The following is a 16,886-nucleotide window of genomic DNA, read 5'->3' as shown; positions in this document are numbered from 1 at the left end:
GCGGTCGCGGTCGCTATTTCCAGCGCCTGTGGACCCAGAACCACTGCTCCGGCCGCGCGCGCACCTGTGCCGCCAGGCTGTCGTTCAGCGCCTGGGTCATGGTGACGGCATCGGTATGCGGGATCGGCGCCTCGACCAGCAGGTCGAAGTGCAGCCCGTCCTCCAGCCGGATGCCATAGACCGGCACCAGAAGGCAGTTGTATTTCAGCGCCATCTCCGCCGCCGACAGCGAGGTCCGCGCCGGGTGGCCGAGAAAGTCCAAAGGCGTGCCCTTGTTGAAATGCTGGTCGATCAGCATCCCCACCATGCCGCCCTTGCGCAGATGGGTCACAAGCTCGGCCAGACCGCGGCGGCCGCGGGCAAACAGCGGCTCGGCCACGGCGCGGATCGCGGCAGCGAAATGGCGGTCGAAATAGGGGTTGGTCTGCGGCCGGTACAGCGCCGCCACCGGCAGGCCGCGCGCCGCAAGCACGGCCCGGGCGATGTCATGGTTGCCGAAATGGCCCGAAATCAGCAGGACACCGCGCCCCTGGGCCTGCGCCTCGAAGATCGGCTCCAGCCCGTTGCCCAGCACCTTCGCATCGGCGACCAGCGCCTTGAACTCGCGTGCCGAGTAAAGCTCGGCCAGGGTGCGCCCCATGTTGTCGCAGACGCCGCGTACGATCTCGGCCACCCGCGCTTTCGGCAGGTCGGGCCAGATCAGCGCCAGATTGACCCTGACCCTTTGACCATAGCCTCCCAGCGGCGCAATCACCGCCCGCATCAGCCAGCCGCCAAAGGGAATGCGCCAGCGATAGGGCAGGGCCAGCATCAGGCCGATCAGGCCCTGAAGGGCCAGATTCTGCGTCCAGGCAATGATCTTGAACAGCCTTGAGGTGGGGTCCACGTCTTTTGCCCTGGCCCCCGGCCTCACGCCCGGGACTCGGTCCTTTCCTGGCCCCAGACATAGAGACCCGCCGCCGCGATCACAAGCGCACCCAGCAGGGTCGCAAGGTCGGGCAGGCTGCCAAAGGCCACCACCGACCAGAACAGCGCGAAGACCATGTCCAGATAGCCGAAAGGCGCCAGAACCGAGGCCTCTGCCGCCGAATAGGCCTTGATGGTGAAAAGCTGCGCCACGGCGCCGAGGCCGCCCAGAAGGGCGAAGGCCATATAGTCCTCGGTCAGGATCGGCTTCCAGTCGAAGGGCAGCGCCGCCGAGGTGACGAGCGCGCCGAAGAAGGCGGCATAGAACATCGCGGCCCAGGGGCTTTCCTGCGCGCCGACATAGCGGGTCAAAAGCATGCTGGCGGCATAGCCAAAGGCGCAGAGCAGGGCCAGAAGCGCGTAGGGGGTAAAGACCCCCAGACCGGGCCGCGTGATGATCAGCGCGCCGATCATCGCGATGGCGACACCGATCAGCCGCGCCCGCCCCAGCCTTTCGCCAAGGAACAAGGCGGCGCCAAGGGTGATCAGCACCGGGTTGATGTCGGCCAGCGCCGTGGCCTCGGCCAGGCCGATATGGCCCAGGGCCACGAAAAAGGCCGCGGTGGAGACCAGCTGTGCCAGCGCCCGCAACAGATGCCAGAACGGCAGCCTGGTCCGGATCGCAGGCCCCAGTCTTGGGCCAAGGTAGAGTACCACAAACAGAAGCTGCCCGATGTTGCGCGCCCAGACCACCTCGACCGCCGGGTAGGTGCTGACCAGATGCTTGGCCACCGCATCCATCGCGGTGAAGCAGAAGATGCCCATGGCCAGAAAGAGAATGCCCCGGCTGGCGGGGGCTGCGGCGGTCTGGATCACTTGGGGCACCGATCGGGGCTGGGGCAGTTGGGGCAAGCCCTGCTACGGGGCCAATCCGGGCCGGAGTTCGGCCCGGGCGCAACCTAGGCAGGACCTGGCGCAGGGGCAAGGGGGAAAGGCTTGCGCTGCGCGTCGACCCGGTCGCCCCGCCTGTCCTTGCGGATAGCGCTGGCCCGGCGCTACTCCTCGGGTTGGACCAGCACGACCTCGCCGCTGCCCTCCAGTTGGCGGATTGCCATGACGATGGTGCCCATCGCCTCGTCGGCGTCTTTCTCCTTGATCTTGCCGCGCCCGGCGATTTCTTCGCGCAGGCCCTGGGTCATGCGCTGCGACAGGTTGGCGAGGATATGTTCGGCGGAAGGCTCCAGATCCGGGACCGACAGCGCATAGGTCAGCGCGGTGACCAGCGCCGCCTGATCGACGATGCGGATCACCTTGGGCACGTCGCGCGGCGCGAGCTTGGCCTTGATATGTTCGAAGGTGAAGATGTTCTTCTTCACCAGCTGGGCGAACTCGGCGTCCGCCTCCAGAAGCCCGCGCAGCACATCGTCGCGGGTCGAGGCGGCGGCGATGTTCAGGATGGCGCCGACCCGCTCGCCCGGGCCCGCCTCGAAGGCCTTGAGCGGCTGGCTGTCAAGCTGCACCGCCAAGGCCATCCCGATCCGGTGCACGGTGTCGGGATCGACATTGCCGGTGAGCGAGACGGCATAGGCCACCTGGCGCGCCCGGTCGCCCGGCAGTTTCGACAACAGCTCCGCCGCGCGCGGCACCGGGAGTTTCGACAGGACCACGGCGCAGACCTCGATGCTTTCCTCGGCCAGGACCGGCAGGATGCGGTCGAGCGCCAGGGCATTGATCCGCTCCCAGGGGTCGATCGAGGAGTTGCCCCCCGACATCCGCCGCAACCGGCTGGCGGCATTGGCCGAAAGGTGCCCGTCCATGATCGTGAGCGCCCCTTCGAGCCCGCCGGGGAAGGACAGCCCGACCTGTTCCAGTTCAAAGAGGAATTCGTCGATCACCAGTCGCAAGGTCTCTCGGCTGACGCGGCGCATCTGGCCCATCTGCTGGGCCAGCGCGGTCTGCATCTCCTCCGGCAGGGCGGTCAGCTTGATCGGCGCGCCTTCGGCCAACAGAAGGCGCACGATGATGGCCGCCTTCTCGCGCGAGGTGATCGCCGGCGGTGGCGGCTGTTCGGACAGCATCGGCGGATTGAATGCGTCCGGATTGGTCAGACTGGCCAACATTGCAGGATTGAACGCCATCATGCCCCCGATTCTTCAGATGAGGCCAGACTGCCGCCATCGGGGTTAAATCCGGGTGAAGAGGGGTTCCGTCCCGGCCCGGCGGGGGGCCAGCCCCCCGCACCCCCCGGGATATTTGGATCTGGATGAAGAGGCTGGGGGCGCGCTTCTCCTTCATCCAGACGGAAATATCCCACGGGGGTGCGGGGGTGTGAAACCCCCGCGCCTGTCAGCCCGCGTGGCGGTCAGGCGCCAAAGACGCGGGCGAAGATCGTGTCGACGTGTTTGGTGTGGTAGCCGAGGTCGAATTTCTCTTCGATCTCGGCGGGCGAGAGGGCGGCGGTCACTTCGGGGTCGGCCAGAAGCTCGGTCTTGAAATCGGCGCCCTTCTCCCAGACCTTCATCGCGTTGCGCTGCACGAGGCGGTAGCTGTCTTCGCGCGACACACCGGCCTGGGTCAGCGCCAGAAGCACGCGCTGCGACATGACCAGGCCCTTGAACTTGTTCATGTTCTTGAGCATGTTCTCCGGATAGACCACCAGCTTTTCGACGACACCGGCCAGACGGTGCAGCGCGAAGTCGAGGGTGATCGTGGTGTCCGGGCCGATGGCGCGCTCCACCGAGGAATGCGAGATGTCGCGTTCGTGCCAGAGCGCCACATTCTCCAGCGCCGGCACCACCGCCATGCGGACCAGCCGGGCGAGGCCGGTCAGGTTCTCGGTCAGGACCGGGTTCCTTTTGTGCGGCATCGCCGAGGAGCCCTTCTGGCCGGGCGAGAAGAACTCTTCCGCCTCCAGCACCTCGGTGCGCTGCATGTGGCGGATCTCGATCGCGAGGTTCTCGATGCCGGAGGCGATCACGCCGAGGGTGGCAAAGAACATCGCATGGCGGTCGCGCGGGATCACCTGGGTCGAAATCGGCTCGGGCGTCAGACCCAGCATCTGGCAGACATGTTCCTCGACCGCGGGGTCGATATTGGCGAAGGTGCCGACAGCGCCGGAGATGGCGCCGGTCGAAACCTCGGCCCGGGCGTTCAGCAGGCGGGCGCGGTTGCGCGCCATCTCGGCGTAGAAGCGGGCGAAGGTCAGGCCCATGGTGGTGGGCTCGGCATGGATGCCGTGGCTGCGGCCGATGCGGACCGTGTCCTTGTGCTCGTAGGCGCGGGCCTTGAGGGCTGCCAGCACACGGTCGAGACCGATCAGCAGGAGGTCCGAAGCGCGGCAGAGCTGGATGTTGAAGGTGGTGTCCAGCACGTCCGAGGAGGTCATGCCCTGATGGACGAAGCGGGCTTCGTCGGCGCCCACGATCTCGGCCAGATGGGTCAGGAAGGCGATGACGTCATGCTTGGTCACGGCCTCGATCTCGTCGATGCGGGCGACGTTGAACTCGGCGTCCTTGGCTTTCCAGACGCCCTCGGCATGGGATTTCGGGATCACGCCAAGCGCGGCCTGCGCGTCCATCGCATGGGCCTCGATCTCGAACCAGATCTTGAAGCGGGCTTCGGGCGACCAGAGGGCCACCATCTCGGGGCGGGAATAGCGCGGGATCATCGGGACGGCCTTTCAGCGGAAGTTGCGGCGAAGGTTGCGGTGCGGGGTTGCGCCCCCTTAAGCCGCAAGGGGCACCAGTGCAAGATCGGCAGGCGGGTTTGGCGTTGATCGGCAGGGGCAGGGGTGTAGTCTGGGGCGGATGCAGGGTGGAGGATGCGATGCGGTGGGTTCTGGTATTTGCGCTTTTGGGCACGCCGGCCTGGGCAGATACAAGGCTGGACGGCGCGGCGATCACGGCGGCCCTGACCGGCAAGGTCCTGACCTTTGACGACGGCGCTTCGCAGAGTTTCAATGCGGATGGCGAGACGATCTACACCAAAGGTCCGGCGAGTATCGGCCATTGGCAGGTGCGGGGCGACCTATATTGCTCGGTCTGGCCGCCCTCGGACCATTGGGCCTGCTATGATGTCAGCCAGTCAGGCGACAGCATCAGCTTTACCGCCGAGGATGGCAGTGCCAGTGTGGGCCATGTCGCCCAGCCCTGAGCGGGGCGCGACGGGATCTTGATGGAAGCGACAAGGAGTGCTGCGATGGAAGTGGTCAGGGGCAAAGAGGTGACGATCACCTTTGACGGGTCGCGCTGTGTGCATTCGCGCAACTGCGTCCTGAGCCATCCGGAGGTTTTCGTGCCCAATGTGAAGGGCGAGTGGATCTATCCCGATGCCGCGCGGGCCGATGTGGTGCTGGCGCTTGGCGTCAACTGCCCCTCCGGTGCGATCCGGGTGGCGCGCAACGACGGCAGCGAAAGCTCGGATGCGGCGCCGGTGGTCAACCTGCTGCGGATCCGCGAGAACGGGCCTCTGGCCTTCGAGGCGCCTTTGATCCTGCGCGGCGTGCTGGAGCCCGGACCGCGCGCCACGCTCTGCCGCTGCGGCGCCTCGGCCAACAAGCCCTATTGCGACGGCAGCCACAACGCCGCGGGCTTCACCGCCACGGGCGAACCTGCGGTCAAGGAGGCCGCGGCCCTGGAGGCGCGCAACGGCACGGTCGCGGTGAACCCGCAGCCCAACGGCCCGCTGAAGGTCGTGGGCAATCTCGAGATCGTCTCGGGCACCGGCCACACGATCAACAAGGTGACGCAGACCTTCCTCTGCCGCTGCGGCCACAGCCAGAACAAGCCCTATTGCGACGGCAGCCACAAGGCGGCGGGCTTCGTGGCAGAATAACTTGGGGAGATGCCATGCGCGGCCATCCGTTCATGGCACCTCCCCAAGGGGCAATGCGGCGATCGTGACCTAGGTCGGATGGCCGCAATGGCCTTCTTCAAACTCCCAAATGCCTTCCGCTTCGCCTTCTTCAAAAAGGCGGTAGACCGCGTGAATATCGGCATCGGGAGGGACATCGACGGCAAACAGGTGTGTTTTTCCGTGGGAATGGCCCTCGTAGGTGCAGCCGAACGAGGTCAGCCGTGCCCAGGCCGCCTCGAACTTTGAAGAGGGCCATGGCACCCGCAGTCGATAGGTGGAGTGCCCTGCGGACGAGGCCACGCTGACGAAAAACAGGCGGCCGTCTTCTTCCTCGGCGCGGACCACATCCAGAAAGCTGACTCCAAAGGCGTAAAAGGGCGAGTTGTCGAGCTCAAACACAGAGGCGCCGGTGTCGGACGAAATGCGCTTCGCCCAGAGCGATTCCACGGAAGCGCCATGCCAGGACTCCGGGTCCAGATGGAAATGTAGCTTGACCATTGGGTTGGTCACGGCCCCCTTCACCCCAGAAGCCGCGGGTCGAAGGGGTATTTGGTCAGCGTCTCGTATCCCGTCTCGGTGATCAGCACCTGATCCTCCAGCTTGATCGAGAATTCGCCGCCCTCGGGCGAGACGAGGGCTTCGACACAGATCGTCATGCCAGCCTCCAGCGCGTGGTCGAAGGAGCCTTCGACCCAGGCATCGGGATAGGGCACATAGGGCCATTCGTCGCAAAGCCCGACGCCGTGCATCTTGCAGGAATATTTCTGCTTCCAGTACTGGTCCTCCAGCTGGTGGCCGGAATGGACGATGTCGCGGATCCGGGCGCCGGGTTTCAGCAGCTCGCGGTTGACGTTGATATGGTCGAGCGCGTGCTGCATGGCCGAGATCATCGCGTTGGTGGGCCGCGCATCGCCCACCCACCAGGTGCGCGAGATGTCGATGCAGATGCCATAGGCGCCGATCAGGTCGGTATCAAAGGCCACGATCTCGTTGTTCTGCACAATCCTTGGCCCGCATTCCTGAAACCAGGGATTGGTGCGCTTGCCCGAGGCGAGGAGCCGCGTTTCGATCCATTCGCCGCCGCGCTTGATGTTGCCTTTGTGAAGCTCGGCCCAGATCGCATCCTCGGACATGTCGCCTTGCGGCACGCCGAGGCGGGTCGCCTCCTCCATCTCGGCAATCGAGGCTTCGCAGGCGTGGTGCGCGCAGCGCATCGCCAGGATCTCGTCCGGGCCCTTGATGGCGCGGGTGCGTTCGGTGACCTCTTCGCCTTCCATCACCTCGAAGCCGGCACGCTCCAAAGCGCGCAGGCCGTGGATCATGATCTTGTCGACCGCCAGCCTGCGGTTCGAACCGGCATGTTCGCGCATCACCTCGTCGACCTGGGCGGCGAAGTTCTTCGCATCATTGGCCGAGGTATCGCCGGTCACCGAATAGAAGAAGGACGCGCCCGAGCGGAGTTCCTTGACCAGCGGATTGAAGGTCACGAGGAAAGGCGAGTTCTTGTATTCCCACATCACCATATGGCCATCGGCACAGAGCAGGCAGGCGCGGAACGGGTTGTGGCTGTTCCAGAGCTGCATGTTGGTGGTGTCGGTCGCATAGCGGATGTTCATCGGGTCAAACATCAAAAGTCCGCCATAGTCGCGCGCGACGAGCGCCGCCGTCAGCCGCTTCCAGCGGAATTCGCGCATCTGCGCCAGGTTGGGCAGGGTCAGCCCCGCCGCTTCCCATTCGCGAAAGGCAAGCTGGGTCGGGCCGATCTCGATCCGGTCATTGTCGTTGGGGGTGCCGTCGCCCAAGGTGGCGCCGCGCGAGGGGTCGATCTTGCGGCGGTCGGAATAGGGCTCGGCCATCGGGCACTCCTGCTGAGACTTGGGCGCCAGAAGACCTGGGTCCGGGCGTCAGTCTGCGTCAGGCAGGGCGCAAGGCTTTGCCCCCGCCGACGCCCTATGTCGGAAACAGGCGGGGGCGGAAGGCGGGCAGATACCGGCTCAGTTCCAGCCCTGAACAGAGGCCATGGCCTTGACCGTATGGCCGATCGGCGTCTGGGCCAGGCCTACGACGGTGCCGACCACCGCCATCATCCGGGCCGAAAAGCGGATGTCCTCGCCCTTCAACAGGGCATAGGTCATCACGGCAGCCCCGAGGGGCGCATAGACCAGGATCAGCGTCGCGTTCAGGCAATGGGCGGCGAGGCGGATCTGGGTGCTGGGGCGCGCATCGGCGGTCTCTTCGCCCTCGGGATAGAGCGCCGCGCGCAGATGCTGGAGCGAGCGGGTCTGCGGCAGGGGCAGGTCGGGCACATCATTGGCGGCGGGGGATTTGCCGTGGGCATCGGCGCTGTCCCTGAACAGCCGCAGTGCGGGGTGCTTCGCCTTCGATGCGGTCTGGAGGGGCTGCACCTGCGGCACCGCAAGCGGCGCAGGCATGGCCCGTGCGGCAGTCCTGCGGTCGATCCCGCGGTCGAAGGCGGGCGCCAGTAACTTGTCCGCCAGAGCGTTGTCGATCCGCGGTTGGCCAGCAGCGGATTGGCCTGCGGGAACTTCTCCCATCAGCGCAGCGGCGCTGTGCGGACGATCCTGCCGATGAGCGCCTGCCGTCGCCGGGCGTTGGGGGGGTGAAATCCGCGAATGAAGCCCGCGCATGTGCGGCAGATCGCCGGTCAGGGCATCGACCATATCGACGTCCACCAGGCCCTCGACCTCCTGCCAAAGCACCGCAGCCGGCACGAAGCGGCCCTGCACCCGCTCGACCAGACGCGAACACAGCGTCGCATGGTCCAGACCGCCCAGACCGCTGAACCGCCGCTCGTCGCCCGGAAGTGCCACCTGATCCGTGTCTTCGGCGCTGGCCGAGGGGCCGACCGATACCGTCAGGCACGAACCCTCCGAAGCGCGACCGAGTTCTGCCGTTGCCAGAAGGACCCGCGCCTCGGGCAGATCGAAGGTCACAAAGTCTTCGTCATCCCAATGCAGTTGCGCGTCACAGCCGCCCAAGCGCGTCAGGACCGTCTCCAGTTCCGAGACGATTCGTGCGAAGTCGAGTTCAAGGTCACTGGGGTACAAAACCTGGGCAATCGTACTGGGAACGCGGTTGGGCATGGCGTTTCTCCACATGGCGTGAGCACCGGATACGCCGCAATTGTGATCAGACCGCGCAACAACTGAGGTAATTGAAAGAAATTCGAACAACCTGCGGACGTGTTTTCGACACAAAGACAATCCTGTCTTCCCCGCAGGATTGTTCCTTGTCCCGCGCTGATGCGCGTTTTGGCCGGCAGCCCGGTGCCTGATGCAAGGGGCTTTGCAAGCTTGTGGCCGGGCGGTTAGGATGCGGCATGGAGCTTCGCCTCAAGTCCTTGTTGCCGCGCAGCCTTTACGGGCGGGCCGCCCTGATCCTCGTCCTGCCGGTCGTGGCGATCCAGCTTGTGGTCTCGGTCATCTTCATCCAGCGCCATTTCGACGGGGTGACCCGCCAGATGTCGCGGGATGTGGCATTGGAGGCGCAATATCTGCTGGCCGAGGTCGAGGCCGCCCCCGACCTTGTCGCGGCACAGGCGGCGGCGCAGGCGGTGGGGACGGGGCTCGTCATGTCGGTGGATCTGCCCGCCATGGGGGTGCCGCCCGAAAGCGACCAGCGCGACGGGCTGGACCTGTCGGGGCGCGAGGTCGGCTCGATCCTGCATGAGGCGTTGCCGGGGCTGGCCGCGGTCGATCTGCGCGCCAATCCGCGCGAGGTGGCCCTCTGGCTCGACACCCGCTTTGGCCTGATGCAGGTCCGGGTGCCGCGGGCGCGGGTCTCGGCCAGCAACCCGCACCAGCTGCTGGTGGTGATGCTGCTGGCCTCGGTCCTGATGACGGCGGTGGCTTTTGCCTTTCTGCGCAACCAGTTGGTGCCGATCACCCGTCTGGCCCAGGCCGCCGAGGCCTTTGGCCGTGGCCAGACCCTGCGCTACAAGCCGCGCGGGGCGATCGAGGTGCGGGCGGCGGGCATGGCCTTTCTCGACATGCGCGCCCGCATCGAACGCCAGATCGAACAGCGCACGCTGATGCTGTCGGGGGTCAGCCACGATCTGCGCGGGCCCCTGACCCGGCTGAAGCTCGGGCTGGCGCTGCTGCCGGAAGATGAGGAGACCGAGGCGCTGCTCGGCGATGTCGAGGATATGGAGCGGCTGGTCGAGGAGTTCCTCGCCTTTGCCCGGGGCGATGCGATGGAGGCCTCGGTGCTGGTCGATCCGGCGGCCCTTGTGGCGGAGGTGGTCGAGAAGGCCCGGCGCGGCGGGCTGGCGGTGACCTTGGGGGCGGCGCCACCGCTGCCGCGCGAGGGGGCCACGATGGTCCTGATGCGGCCAAAGGCGGTGACGCGGGCGCTGGACAACCTTCTGGGCAACGCCACGCGGTACGGCACGCGCGGGGTGCTCAGCTACGTCCTGACCGAGCGCAGCCTGAAGCTGGTGGTCGAGGATGACGGCCCCGGTATCCCCGAAGCCCGGCGCGAGGAGGCGATGCTGCCCTTCACCCGGCTTGATGCCGCCCGCGACCCGAACCGGGGCGGCGGCGTGGGGCTTGGCCTGTCGATCGCCGCCGACATCGCCCGCACCCACGGCGGCACCCTGCTTCTGGGCCGCAGCGAGGCGCTTGGCGGGCTGAAGGCCGAACTTATCCTCGCACGGTGAAGCGGCCCACCCGCCCGGTGCCGCCGCCTTGCAGGGTCGGGCCGGGGCTGCTAGGGCTTTGCCGATCAAAACCCTAGGGAATTGTCCGTGACCCAATCGCCGCATGCCACATCCTCCGCGCGCCTCGTGGTGCAATCGCTCAGCCGGGCCTTTGGCGGGCGCAAGGTGGTGGCCGATCTGTCGCTGGTGGTCGAGGCGGGGCAGGTGACCTGCCTGCTCGGGCCCTCCGGCTGCGGCAAATCCACCACGCTGCGGATGATCGCCGGGGTCGAAACCCCCGACAGCGGCCGCATCATCATCGACGGGACCGAGGTCTTCGGCCCCGGTCGCAACACCCCGCCCGAGGGGCGTGGGGTCGGGCTGATGTTCCAGGATTTCGCGCTGTTTCCGCATCTTACGGTGGCGGGCAATGTGGCGTTCGGCCTGGCCCGCGATGCCGCCCACCGGCAGCGCCGGGTCGACGAGCTGCTGGAGAAGGTCAATCTCGCGGGCTTCGGCACCAAGCATCCGCATGAGCTGTCGGGCGGCGAGCAGCAGCGCGTGGCCCTCGCCCGGGCGTTGGCGCCGCGGCCGCGGGTCATGCTGATGGACGAGCCGTTTTCCGGCCTCGACAACCGCCTGCGCGACGGGATCCGCGATGCGACGCTGGACATCCTGAAAGAGGAGGGCGCCGCCGTCCTCCTGGTGACGCATGAGCCGGAAGAGGCGATGCGGATGGCTGACGAGATCGCCCTGATGCGCGCCGGCCTGATCATGCAACGCGGCGCGCCCTATAACATCTACAACGCGCCGGTGGACCGGGCGGCGGCGGCCTTCTTCAGCGATATCAACGTGATCCGCGGCGTGTCGCGCGGGGCTTTGACCGAGACGCCCTTTGGCGCCTTCCTCACGCCGGGACAGGTCGATGGCGCGGCGGTGGATATCGTGATCCGCCCGCAGCATCTGAAGATCGACTTCGACCGCGCCGGACGCGGCCCGAACCCGACGCCGACCGAAGGCACGGCGGCGCGCGGCACCGTCACCCGCGCGCGCTTTCTGGGGCATGAAAGCCTGGTCGAGTTCCGGATGGAGTTTGACGGATCGATCCTGACCGCGGCGGTGCCGGGGGTCTTCCTGCCCAAACCCGGCCTCGCCCTCTGGCTGATGATCCGGCGCGACCGGTGTTTTGTCTTCCCGGCCTAGGGCTGGGTGAGCTTTGGCCGCCAAGCCCCCGAGCTGGCAGGGTTTTGCGAAAATCGGCGGTCTTGCTTCCGTCTTTCTTCGGTCTTCCTTGCGTCTCTACGCGGCAGGAAACTTTGCGGGCGGCCACGAATTTTCTGCGAAAATTCAAGGGGGCGCCCCGGAATTTTCGCAGAAAATTCGTGCTGTCAGGGTGGTGTCAATTCTGTGCCATCTGCCATTTGCGATAGTCCGCCAGACGCCTGCCGGGCTCGCGCGGGAACGTCTCGCCGCGCGGCACGATGTCGAGCAGGCGGTCCAGACCGAAATCCTCAAAGCCGGCCCGGGTCTCGGACCAGGCGCCCAGGGTCCAGGCGGTCTCCGACAGGGACAGCACCAGCGGGCGGATGTCGCGCTGGGTCAGCTTGCCCTCGCTGTCCAGCACCGCGACGGTCAGCCTTTCGCTCTGGCGGATCGCCTTGCGCAGCAGGGGCAGCTGCGGGCTCGCGCGCAGGGGGGCGGCGCTGCGTGCGGCGAAGAGGTCTTCACCCTCGCTCTCCTCGCGCGGGCCGGGAGCCACGGTGGCGATCTTGGTGGCCAGGCTGCGCGCGGCGGCGGCCAGGCCGGGATCGGCCCCGCCGGCCACCAGCGCCACCCCCTGGCGCAGCGCCAGCATCTCGGCCGGGGTCAGCATCATCGGCGGCAGGGTCAGGGGCGCGCGAAGGATGTAACCCACGCCGCGCTCGCCCTCCACCGGCATGCCCGAGGCCGCCAGCACCGCCATGTCGCGCCAGATCGAGCGGACCGAGACCCCGAGCGCCGCGGCCAGGTCCGCCGCCCGGTGCAGACGCCCGTCGCGCAGGATCTGGATCAGGTCAAACAGGCGGTCGGAGCGGGGCATGGCGGCCTTTGACAAGGGATCAGACGTCTAACTGACAGAAATATGTCAGTTAGGCCCGCAATCCGCAAGCCCGGACCGGATTTTGCGCGTTGAAGAGCTTGCTCTCATGCCGGCCAGGCGCAGAGTGGGCGCCAGCAAGGCCGCATGCCGCGGTCACAGGAGGTTTCCCATGCACATGTCTTCGCCGCTCGGCATTCTCGTCATCGCCATTGTCGTCCTTGTCCTCTTCGGCAAGGGCAAGGTTTCGTCCCTGATGGGCGAAGTGGGCAAGGGCATCAACGCTTTCAAGAAGGGCATCGATGAAGGCAAGGCCGATATCGCCGCCGAAGAGACCACGACCACCACGACCACCGTGGTCGCCAAGGACGTGACCCCCGTTGAACACAAAGACCAGGCCTGAAGGCCGGATTGACACATCATGTTCGGATTCGATTGGCCTGAGCTTATCATCATCGGCATCGTTGCGCTGATCTTCATTGGCCCGGAAGACCTGCCCGATATGTTCCGTCAGCTCGGGCGTTTCACCGCCAAGCTGCGCCAGATGAGCCGCGAGTTCTCGCGGGCGATGGAGCAGGCCGCCAAGGATACCGGCGTGAGCGATGTGGCGCGCGACCTCAAGACCTCGACCTCGACCAAGTCGCTGGGCCTCGACAAGGTGCGCGAGGCGGCTGACAAGTTCGAGAAGTGGGATCCGATGAAGAACACGGCCAATCCCACGCCCACCATGCCGGCGCGCAGCCTGACGCCACCGCCGATGCCCGCGACGCCGCCGACCGTGGTGGCGGCCGCGGTGGAATCGGCCCCGGTCGTGCCCGAGGTCACCATCACCGAAGCGGCGATCGCCGAGGAGATGGACGACGATCTGGCCGTGATTGCCGAACATGAAGAATTCGAGGCCGCCCGGGCCGCGGCGCCCGCCGCAGGGCTGGTGGAACCGGCACGCGGCCCTGTCCCCGACCCGGCCAAGGAAGCCTTCTACGACAAGCTGGCCCTGCGCAGCCAGGTCCTGAAGGAACAGACCGAAAAGCTGAAGGCGATCGAGGCGGGCACCTACATGCCCGAACCGGCGGCCATCTCTGAACCGGCGGCCCCGGTCCAGGCGGAAGACGAGGCGAAACCGGCGCCCAAACGCACCGCCAAAGCCAAGGTTGCGGCGCAGAAATCCGATGCCGCAGCCGCGGACGCGGCCGAGGCGGCGCCCAGGAAAAGCCCGCGCAAGAAGAAGGCGGATAACGCATGACCCAGACCGAAGATCTCGACACCAGCGCAGCCCCGCTGATCGAGCACCTGAAGGAGTTGCGTAACCGGATCATGATCTCGATCGGCGGTTACGTCGTGGGCTTCATGATCTGCTATGTGGCCTGGAGCTATGTCTTCGCCTTTCTGTCGCGCCCGATGTGCCAGGCTCTGGCCGCGCGCGGGCAGGAATGCGAATTCGTGCTGATCAAGGTGCAGGAAGGCTTCTTCGTCACGCTGAAGATCGCGATGTGGGGCGGATTCGTTCTGGCCTTCCCGGTCATCGCCCTGCAACTCTGGCGCTTTGTAGCACCCGGGCTTTACAAGAACGAGCGCCATGCCTTCCTGCCCTTCCTCATCGCTTCGCCGGTGATGTTCGCGCTGGGGGCAGGCTTTGCTTATCTGGTCGTGCTGCCCTTCGCCTTCGACTTCTTCCTTAGCTACCAGGACAGTTTCAAGGCGGCGATGCAAAGCACCAATCCCCTGGCGCAAGTGCCCAAGGGTGTGGTGTTCCAGGGCTCGGTCGAAGCCTTCTTCGCGCTGACCATGCAGTTCCTGATGGCCTTCGGTCTGTGCTTCCAGCTGCCGGTTCTGCTCACGCTGATGGGCAAGGCCGGGCTGATCGGCTCCAAGGGGCTGAAATCGACGCGGAAATATGCGGTGGTGGGGATTCTCATCGTCTCCTCGATGATCGCGCCGCCCGATGTCACCTCGATGCTGATCCTGTTTGCGGTGATCTACCCGCTCTACGAAGTGTCGATCTGGATCATCGTCTACTTTGAAAAGCAGGCCGAAAAGCAGGCAAAGCTCGACGGGACCTGGGAAGAGCCGGACGAAGACGAATGACCGAGCTTGAACGGATTGCGGCGGCGCTGGAGCGTCTGGCGCCGCAACCCTTGCCCGCCCCGGATTTCGCCGCGGCCGAGGCTTTTGTCTGGCAMACCGGCCCCGACCGGCTGGAGCCGGTGTCGCGGGTGTCGCGGGTCGATGTTGGGCTTCTGGTCGGCATCGACCGCTCGCGCGACACGCTGTGGGAAAACACCCGTCACTTTGCCCGCGGCTTGCCCGCCAACAACGCGCTTCTCTGGGGGGCGCGGGGGATGGGGAAATCCTCGCTCGTGAAGGCGATCCACGCTTCGGTGCGGGGCGAGGGCTATGACCTCAAGATCGTTGAACTGAGCCGCGAGGATCTGCCCTCGGTCCAGCGCCTGCTCAGCCACCTGCGCGCGGCGCCGCACCGCTTCATCCTGTTCTGCGACGATCTGTCGTTTTCCAGCGATGACCAGCATTACAAATCGCTGAAAGCCGTGCTGGATGGCGGGATCGAGGGGCGGCCGGAGAATGTGCTGTTCTACGCCACATCGAACCGCCGCCACCTGATGCCGCGCGAGATGATCGACAACGAGCGTTCCTCGGCGATCAACCCCGGCGAGGCGGTGGAGGAGAAGGTCTCGCTCTCCGACCGTTTCGGGCTGTGGCTCGGCTTCCACCCCTGCACGCAGGACGATTACCTGGCGATGATCCGCGGCTACTGCGCGGCGCATGGGCTGGTGATCTCCGAAGAGCGGCTCTGGGCTGAGGCGATCGAATGGCAGGCGACACGCGGCTCGCGCTCGGGTCGGGTCGCCTGGCAGTTCTTCTGCGATCTGGCGGCGCGCGAGGGCGTGGCGCTCTGACCCTGTCAGCGCGCCGCTCTGCGGACCCGGCTGGGAGGGCTTACCACCCTCCCAGACCCTCCCCGTGGATATTTATGGACCAATGAAAAGGGTTAAGAAGACCTTAATTTCATTGGTCCATAAATATCCCACGGAGGGGTCCGGGGAGGTGTGAAACCTCCCCGGCKCCTGCCACGGACGCGCGATGTCCTATTGCAGATAGGTCAGCGGGTTGACCGATTTCTGGCCCTGACGGACCTCGAAATGCAGTTGGGCCGGGTTGCCGCCACGCACGGTGCCGAGGGTCTGGCCGCGTTTGACCGTGGCGTCCTTGGCGACGCTGGCGGAATCGAGGCCGGCGTAGACGGTCAGCAATCCGTCGGCATGGCGCAGAATGACGATCAGCGCGCCCGAGGACGGGTCATGGGTGATCACCGCCACGCTGCCCTCGCGCGCGGCATGGACCGCGCTGCCGGCGGAGGCGGCGATGTCGATGCCCTGGTTGGTCTTGCCGTCATAGCTGCGGATGATCTTGCCATCGACTGGCATCGCCATCGCCGCGGCCGAGGCCTTGGTGCGCTGGCCGCCGAGATCGGGAGCCGGGGGCGCCGTGCGGGCGGCCTCGGCGGCGGTCACGGTCTTTTCGGTCGGCAGGGGCAGGCTGGCCGAGGGCGGCGCCGGTGTGGGGGAGCCTTCGCCGGGCAGGGTTGTCGTTGTCGTGTCCACACTGGCCGAGGCGCCCGGCAGGCGCGAGATGTCGGTGGCGGTCGGGATGATCAGGTATTGACCCTCGCGCACCGAGAGGTCCGGTCCGAGCCCGTTCCAGTCGGCGAGCGCCTTGGCCGAGATGTTGAACTGGCGCGCGATGGTGAAGGCGGTCTCGCCGCGCTTGACCTGGTAGCGCACCGGCACCGGGCCGGAGCCGGTGGTGGAGAAGGGCGCGCCCGGGGCCTTGGAGGTGCCGGTCGCACCCGTAGTGCCCGAGGCCGGGCCGACCCGGTCCAGCGCGGTGGTGGCGATCGCCGCGACGTCGATGCCACCGGAGGTGCCGCTCTGGTCAGGCAGGGCGCCGCCGGGCAGGGCCGCCGGATTGGCCGCGATGCGCACCGGCAGGGCCAGGATCTCGCCCGCGCGCAAGGTGTCGCCGACCTGCAGGGCGTTGTAGGTGGCAAGCTGCCCCGCCGGGATGTTCAGCCGCGCCGCGACCGAGGCCACGGTATCGCCGCGCCGCGCCGCCACGACCTGATAGCCGGGATAGGAGATCACCCCGTTGCTGTCCGCCGCCGGCCGTGCCGCCGTGCTGTTCTCGGCCGCCGAGGATGTGCCGCCGCCATTGTTGCGCAGATCCCAGTCGAGATTGCCGCTGTTGGCACAGGCCGACAGCAGAAGGACCGCCATCAGGGGCAGTGCCTTGCCACGACCGATCACCGCAAAAAACCCGTCATACCTCATCGCCGTCCCAACCCTCTGGCCTCGTCGAACGCCCGTTCATCCCGGG

General features: G+C 66.5%; 17 protein-coding genes. 8 read left to right on the top strand and 9 right to left on the bottom strand.

Going from position 1 to position 16,886, the window contains the following annotated elements:
• Nucleotides 1-13: 13 nt before the first annotated feature.
• The 4 genes from AC1DVR_RS17955 to purB form a co-directional block, all read right to left on the bottom strand.
• Nucleotides 14-886 (bottom strand): lysophospholipid acyltransferase family protein, encoded by an 873-nt coding sequence (locus tag AC1DVR_RS17955; protein ID WP_478001974.1) that lies wholly within the window; start codon nt 884-886, stop codon nt 14-16.
• 23 nt (nt 887-909) lie between these two features.
• Nucleotides 910-1,782 carry a DMT family transporter gene (locus tag AC1DVR_RS17950; RefSeq protein ID WP_478001973.1) on the bottom strand — a complete coding sequence of 291 codons (873 nt, stop codon included), beginning with the start codon at nt 1,780-1,782 and terminating at the stop codon, nt 910-912.
• 179 nt (nt 1,783-1,961) lie between these two features.
• On the bottom strand, nt 1,962-2,984 hold the full coding sequence (locus AC1DVR_RS17945) for a flagellar motor switch protein FliG (RefSeq protein ID WP_478002001.1): 1,023 nt from the start codon (nt 2,982-2,984) through the stop codon (nt 1,962-1,964).
• A 284-nt stretch (nt 2,985-3,268) separates the two neighbouring features.
• A complete protein-coding gene (purB, locus tag AC1DVR_RS17940; protein ID WP_478001972.1) occupies nt 3,269-4,573 on the bottom strand; it encodes an adenylosuccinate lyase in 1,305 nt (434 codons plus the stop codon).
• A gap of 158 nt (nt 4,574-4,731) precedes the next feature.
• On the opposite strand from purB, the gene AC1DVR_RS17935 reads away from it, so the two are divergent.
• Nucleotides 4,732-5,058 (top strand): hypothetical protein, encoded by a 327-nt coding sequence (locus AC1DVR_RS17935; RefSeq protein WP_478001971.1) that lies wholly within the window; start codon nt 4,732-4,734, stop codon nt 5,056-5,058.
• 45 nt (nt 5,059-5,103) lie between these two features.
• Complete coding sequence (locus AC1DVR_RS17930) at nt 5,104-5,739, top strand: CDGSH iron-sulfur domain-containing protein (protein ID WP_478001970.1); 636 nt, start codon at nt 5,104-5,106, stop codon at nt 5,737-5,739.
• Nucleotides 5,740-5,808: 69 nt separating this feature from the next.
• Here the strand turns inward: AC1DVR_RS17930 and AC1DVR_RS17925 are convergent, their stop codons facing one another.
• From AC1DVR_RS17925 to AC1DVR_RS17915, 3 genes are all read right to left on the bottom strand, one after another.
• Nucleotides 5,809-6,270: a DUF4265 domain-containing protein gene (locus AC1DVR_RS17925; RefSeq protein ID WP_478001969.1), complete on the bottom strand. Its 462-nt coding sequence runs from the start codon at nt 6,268-6,270 to the stop codon at nt 5,809-5,811.
• Nucleotides 6,271-6,278: 8 nt separating this feature from the next.
• Nucleotides 6,279-7,616, bottom strand: a complete 1,338-nt coding sequence (gene dddP / locus AC1DVR_RS17920; protein WP_478001968.1) for a dimethylsulfonioproprionate lyase DddP — start codon at nt 7,614-7,616, stop codon at nt 6,279-6,281.
• A gap of 138 nt (nt 7,617-7,754) precedes the next feature.
• On the bottom strand, nt 7,755-8,864 hold the full coding sequence (locus tag AC1DVR_RS17915) for a hypothetical protein (protein ID WP_478001967.1): 1,110 nt from the start codon (nt 8,862-8,864) through the stop codon (nt 7,755-7,757).
• A gap of 236 nt (nt 8,865-9,100) precedes the next feature.
• Here AC1DVR_RS17915 and AC1DVR_RS17910 point away from each other — a divergent pair, with 236 nt between their 5' ends.
• Nucleotides 9,101-10,438: an ATP-binding protein gene (locus tag AC1DVR_RS17910; protein WP_478001966.1), complete on the top strand. Its 1,338-nt coding sequence runs from the start codon at nt 9,101-9,103 to the stop codon at nt 10,436-10,438.
• An 87-nt stretch (nt 10,439-10,525) separates the two neighbouring features.
• Nucleotides 10,526-11,620, top strand: a complete 1,095-nt coding sequence (locus AC1DVR_RS17905) for an ABC transporter ATP-binding protein (RefSeq protein ID WP_478001965.1) — start codon at nt 10,526-10,528, stop codon at nt 11,618-11,620.
• Nucleotides 11,621-11,816: 196 nt separating this feature from the next.
• On the opposite strand, the gene AC1DVR_RS17900 is transcribed toward AC1DVR_RS17905, so the two are convergent.
• The gene (locus AC1DVR_RS17900; RefSeq protein ID WP_478001964.1) at nt 11,817-12,497 is read right to left on the bottom strand and encodes a helix-turn-helix transcriptional regulator; all 681 of its coding nucleotides are present in this window, start codon (nt 12,495-12,497) and stop codon (nt 11,817-11,819) included.
• 169 nt (nt 12,498-12,666) lie between these two features.
• Between AC1DVR_RS17900 and AC1DVR_RS17895 the strand changes: the two genes are divergently transcribed.
• The 4 genes from AC1DVR_RS17895 to AC1DVR_RS17880 are packed head-to-tail and all read left to right on the top strand — an operon-like array spanning nt 12,667 to nt 15,409.
• Nucleotides 12,667-12,897: a twin-arginine translocase TatA/TatE family subunit gene (locus AC1DVR_RS17895; RefSeq protein WP_478001963.1), complete on the top strand. Its 231-nt coding sequence runs from the start codon at nt 12,667-12,669 to the stop codon at nt 12,895-12,897.
• 18 nt (nt 12,898-12,915) lie between these two features.
• Nucleotides 12,916-13,737 (top strand): Sec-independent protein translocase subunit TatA/TatB, encoded by an 822-nt coding sequence (locus AC1DVR_RS17890; protein ID WP_478001962.1) that lies wholly within the window; start codon nt 12,916-12,918, stop codon nt 13,735-13,737.
• Complete coding sequence (gene tatC, locus AC1DVR_RS17885; RefSeq protein WP_478001961.1) at nt 13,734-14,579, top strand: twin-arginine translocase subunit TatC; 846 nt, start codon at nt 13,734-13,736, stop codon at nt 14,577-14,579. Before AC1DVR_RS17890 ends, tatC begins: the two co-directional genes overlap by 4 nt.
• Nucleotides 14,576-15,409, top strand: coding sequence for an ATP-binding protein (locus AC1DVR_RS17880; protein WP_478001960.1), 834 nt, complete (start codon nt 14,576-14,578; stop codon nt 15,407-15,409). The genes tatC and AC1DVR_RS17880 overlap by 4 nt, the downstream gene beginning before the upstream one ends.
• Before the next feature lie 189 nt (nt 15,410-15,598).
• Here the strand turns inward: AC1DVR_RS17880 and AC1DVR_RS17875 are convergent, their stop codons facing one another.
• A complete protein-coding gene (locus AC1DVR_RS17875; protein ID WP_478001959.1) occupies nt 15,599-16,840 on the bottom strand; it encodes a peptidoglycan DD-metalloendopeptidase family protein in 1,242 nt (413 codons plus the stop codon).
• Nucleotides 16,841-16,886: the final 46 nt, after the last annotated feature.

The organism is Rhodobacter sp. P2_H5, assembly GCF_056403335.1.
This window is presented reverse-complemented; position numbering and strand designations above follow the sequence as displayed.